We start from the raw sequence: 513 nt of genomic DNA on the forward strand, positions 1-513 counted from the left end.
ACAGCATCAGCCGCCCAATCCGCCCGAGGTCGCTCGGCTCGCGGGTCTCCGCAAGCTCTACGGTCATGCCTTGTCGCCACCCTGCTTCGGGACCTGCACCGGCACCAGACGTTCCACAGTGATGCTGTAGGCCACCCGGCCATTGCTCTCGTACGGCACCACCCAAACACGCCCTTCGGCCTGGAAATCCTCGCGGCGCGAATAGATCGCAGCGGGTTCGAGCACGTGCACGCTCGCCGACTTGTTGACCATCTCTTCGCCGTTGCGAGACACGATCAGCTGACAGCCGCTCGCGTACGTCGGACGGCCATCCGGTGACGGCTTCCCCTCACGAAGCTTCGGTGCCTGGCCGCCGCCCTGAACCACGACGGGCCAAGCCTGCGCGGTTGTGGCGACAGGGAACTCGGTAGCGGGCATGATGCCTCCTAGCTAGGTAATCTAACGATGCGTAAAACAGCTTAACGTATCGTCAGGTTAGTATCTACCTATGGCATCCAGTGACCTCAAACGACG

At 62.2% G+C, this 513-nt stretch carries 1 protein-coding gene; it reads right to left on the reverse strand.

What is annotated here, in order from left to right:
- Positions 1-63: 63 nt before the first annotated feature.
- Positions 64-417 carry a hypothetical protein gene (locus ABD056_RS22865; RefSeq protein WP_118915166.1) on the reverse strand — a complete coding sequence of 118 codons (354 nt, stop codon included), beginning with the start codon at positions 415-417 and terminating at the stop codon, positions 64-66.
- Positions 418-513: the final 96 nt, after the last annotated feature.

It is taken from the genome of Caenispirillum bisanense, from assembly GCF_039523075.1.
Taxonomy (GTDB): domain Bacteria; phylum Pseudomonadota; class Alphaproteobacteria; order Rhodospirillales; family Rhodospirillaceae; genus Caenispirillum; species Caenispirillum bisanense.